We start from the raw sequence: 3,497 nt of genomic DNA, 5'->3' as shown, positions 1-3,497 counted from the left end.
AGTTCGAGGGATCGGTGATGGCGGTGCGCAGGATCACGCCGCGCGCGCCCGGCGTCGCGGCCATGTTCACCGTCTCGATGTCTTCCTCGTTGGTACCGACATTGCCGATATGCGGGAAGGTGAAGGTGATGAGCTGGCCGGCATAGGAGGGATCGGTGAGGATCTCCTCATAGCCGGTCATCGCGGTGTTGAAGCAGACTTCACCGACGGCATGGCCTTCGGCGCCGAGACCGAAGCCTTCGAGCACCGTGCCATCGGCGAGCACGAGGAGCGCGGTCGGTTTATGGTCCGGCCAAGCGGGATCGTTGTCATGTTGTGTCATGAGCGCGTTTCATAGTCTGCCCACGCGCCTCCGTCAAAGCGGGAGAGGCCCGATTCACATGCGTTTTTGCATATTTGACAGCCCGTCCCGGGTACTTAAGCTTGGCCGCACAATTTCCGGCAAATCCAGGGGCTTTCGAGGCAATAATGGACCAGATCACCCCGCTTCTGCTGGTTCCGGGGCTGGCCTCCTCGGCCCGGATCTATGCCCCTGTCATCCCGGCGCTGTGGCGGTTCGGCCCGGTGATGGTCGCCAACCATATCCGCGATGACAGCATGGCGGCGATCGCCCGCCGGGTGCTGAGCGAGGCCCCGCCGCGCTTTGCGCTCGCCGGCCATTCCATGGGCGGCTACATCGCGCTGGAGATCATGCGCCAGGCGCCCGAGCGGGTCTTGAGGCTCGCGTTGATCAACACCCAGGCCCGGCCCGATACGCCGGAGGCGACCCAGCGCCGCCGCGTCCTGATGGAGCGGGCGAAGCGCGGGGAGTTGCGTGCCGCGCGCGAGGAGATGTTTCCGGAGCTGGTGCATCCCTCGCGCCGCGACGATTCCGACATTCGCCGGCTCATGCACGAGCAGGGCGATGACGTCGGCGTCGAAGGCTATCTGCGGCAGCAGGCCGCGATCATCGCGCGGGTCGACTCGCGGCCGACGCTTTCAGCCATCAAGTGTCCGACATTGGTGATGACGGGCGACGCAGATAACACGATCCCGAATGCGTTTTCGAAGGAGATGGCTGAGAGCATCGCTGGTGCAAGGCTCGTGATCCTCGAACGCTGCGGGCATCTGCCGCAACCGGAACAGCCGGAAGCCACGGTGCGGGTGCTCTCCGAATGGCTCGCGAGCTAGGCGCTCATCCGCAATAAGCGGCCTTGGTCCATAGCGGCAGGAGGAAGAAGCTCACCATGGCAACATCGACCACGTAAAGGACGCGCCGGGCCTTCTCCGAGATCGGATTCGTCGAGTGCTCACCCTCGTAGACCACGAGCGGATCGAACCTCGTCTCMCAGCCGAGCTTGTACGTGAGCAGCGAAATGAAGTCGTAGACTGGCAGGTACAGCAGAAGGATCAGAAAGAGCCCGTTCACGGCGATGGCGAGCCAGGACGAGCTGGTTTCGCCCGTGAATCCCGGAAGCCTGCCGCAGGTATAGGGGCCGAAACGGCTTGCCCAGAGCACCACAAGGCAGACCGCCAACATGGCGAGATGCTTTCCGGTCTTCATGCAAGCACCTATATAGACTCCAAATCTTGTTGTAGACCATGAGTCTTTCCGGACTGTTTCCAAACGAGGCGATCATGCTGCGCGACGACATCAACAATGCGGTCAAGGAGGCCATGAAGGCCAAGGACGAGCGCAAGCTGTCCACGCTGCGCATGGTCAACTCGACCTTCAAGAACGCCGACATCGAGGCCCGAGGCAACGGCAAGCCGCCGCTGCCGGACGCCGACCTGCTCGCCGTGCTGCAGAAGATGATCAAGCAGCGCCAGGAATCAGTCGAGCTCTACGACAAGGGCGGCCGCGCCGAGCTCGCCCAGCAGGAGCGCGAGGAGATCGCGGTGATCTCGGCCTACCTGCCGAAGCAGATGTCCGAGGACGAGGTGAAGAAGGCGATCGCGGACGCGATCGCCGAAACCGGCGCCGCCGGCATGAAGGACATGGGCAAGGTGATCGCGATCCTGCGGGCGAAGTACGCCGGCCAGATGGATTTCGGCAAGGCGAGCGGATTGGTGAAGGCCGCGCTGTCGGGCTAGCCGTCATTCCGGGGCGACGCGAAGCGTCGAGCCCGGAATCCATCAGGCCGCCAGCTCTGTTGCGAAATGGATTCCGGGCTCGTGCTTCGCACGCCCCGGAATGACGAGAAAAGATGGGGAGGCCGCCGATGAGCGCCGTCAAACCGTTCCGCATCACCATCAGCGACGACATCCTCACCGATCTCAAATCGCGCCTTGCCCGCACGCGCTGGCCCGAGGCTGAACTCGTCGACGACTGGAGCCAGGGCGCGCCGCTGAAATGGATCCGCGAGATCTGCACCTATTGGGCTGATGGCTACGACTGGCGCGCCCGCGAAGCCAAGCTCAACCGCTTCGATCAATACACGACCGAGATCGACGGGCTCGATATCCACTTCCTGCATGCGCGTTCGCAGCAGCCGGCCGCGCTGCCGCTGATCATCACCCATGGCTGGCCCGGCTCGATCGTGGAATTCCAGAAGGTGATCGCGCCGCTGGTCGATCCCGCCGCACATGGCGGCAATCCCGCGGATGCGTTCCACGTGATCTGCCCTTCGCTGCCGGGCTTCGGCTTCTCCGCCAAGCCGAAGACCACCGGCTGGGGCGTCGACCGCATCGCCGCGACCTGGGCCAAGCTGATGGACAGGCTCGGCTACGCGCGCTACGGCGCGCAAGGCGGCGACTGGGGCTCGGCGGTGACGACCTCGCTGGGCGCGCAGGACGCCCGGCATTGCGCCGGCATCCACATCACGCTCGCCTTCAACGCGGCGCCGAAGGTCGAGGGTGAGCCGACGCCGGAGGAGAAGCGCGCACTCGCCGGCCTCAAGCATTATGTCGATCTCGATTCCGGTTATTCCAGGCAGCAATCGACGCGGCCGCAGACGCTCGGCTACGGCTTGACGGATTCGCCGAGCGGGCAGGCGGCCTGGATCCTCGAAAAGTTCTGGGCCTGGACCGATTGCAACGGCCATCCCGAGAACATCTTCACCAGGGACGAACTGCTCGACAACGTCATGCTGTATTGGGCGACGGAGACGGCGACATCGTCGGCGCGGCTCTACTGGGAAAGCTTTGGCAAGCGACGCACGACGCCTGAGGTCGGCGTGCCGACCGGTGTCGCCGTGTTCCCGAAGGAGATCATCACGCCGGTGCGGCGCTGGATGGAGCCCAATTTTCACAACATCACGCATTGGAGCGAGATGGAGAAGGGCGGCCATTTCGCCGCTTTCGAGCAACCGGGACTGTTCGTGCGCGACGTCAGGAAGTTCTTCGCGACCGTGCGGTAACTCTCTCGCGGTCATTCCGGGGCGCCCAAAGGGCGAACCCGGAATCTCGAGATTCCGGGTTCGCCCTTTGGGCGCCGCGGTAACTCTCTCGCGGTCATTCCGGGGCGCCCAAAGGGCGAACCCGGAATCTCGAGATTCCGGGTTCGCCCTTTGGGCGCC

Annotated in this window: 5 protein-coding genes; 3 read left to right on the top strand and 2 right to left on the bottom strand. The window is 64.1% G+C overall.

Features of this window, described 5'->3' with window-relative positions; genetic code table 11:
• Nucleotides 1-322: carbamoyl-phosphate synthase domain-containing protein (locus AC1D00_RS32240; RefSeq protein ID WP_477013444.1), on the bottom strand; the 322-nt coding region annotated here is incomplete at its 3' end.
• A gap of 146 nt (nucleotides 323-468) precedes the next feature.
• Here AC1D00_RS32240 and AC1D00_RS32235 point away from each other — a divergent pair.
• Entirely contained in the window at nucleotides 469-1,170 is a 702-nt protein-coding gene (locus AC1D00_RS32235; protein WP_477013443.1) for an alpha/beta fold hydrolase, read from the top strand.
• 4 nt (nucleotides 1,171-1,174) lie between these two features.
• Here the strand turns inward: AC1D00_RS32235 and AC1D00_RS32230 are convergent, their stop codons facing one another.
• Complete coding sequence (locus AC1D00_RS32230) at nucleotides 1,175-1,543, bottom strand: hypothetical protein (RefSeq protein ID WP_477013442.1); 369 nt, start codon at nucleotides 1,541-1,543, stop codon at nucleotides 1,175-1,177.
• 74 nt (nucleotides 1,544-1,617) lie between these two features.
• Here AC1D00_RS32230 and AC1D00_RS32225 point away from each other — a divergent pair, with 74 nt between their 5' ends.
• On the top strand, nucleotides 1,618-2,073 hold the full coding sequence (locus AC1D00_RS32225; RefSeq protein ID WP_404559186.1) for a GatB/YqeY domain-containing protein: 456 nt from the start codon (nucleotides 1,618-1,620) through the stop codon (nucleotides 2,071-2,073).
• A 128-nt stretch (nucleotides 2,074-2,201) separates the two neighbouring features.
• Nucleotides 2,202-3,338: an epoxide hydrolase family protein gene (locus AC1D00_RS32220; protein ID WP_477013441.1), complete on the top strand. Its 1,137-nt coding sequence runs from the start codon at nucleotides 2,202-2,204 to the stop codon at nucleotides 3,336-3,338.
• Nucleotides 3,339-3,497: the final 159 nt, after the last annotated feature.

It is taken from the genome of Bradyrhizobium sp. P2_E8 (assembly GCF_056403875.1).
The sequence above is the reverse complement of the archived record's forward strand: the minus strand, read 5'-3'. Positions and strand labels throughout refer to the sequence as shown.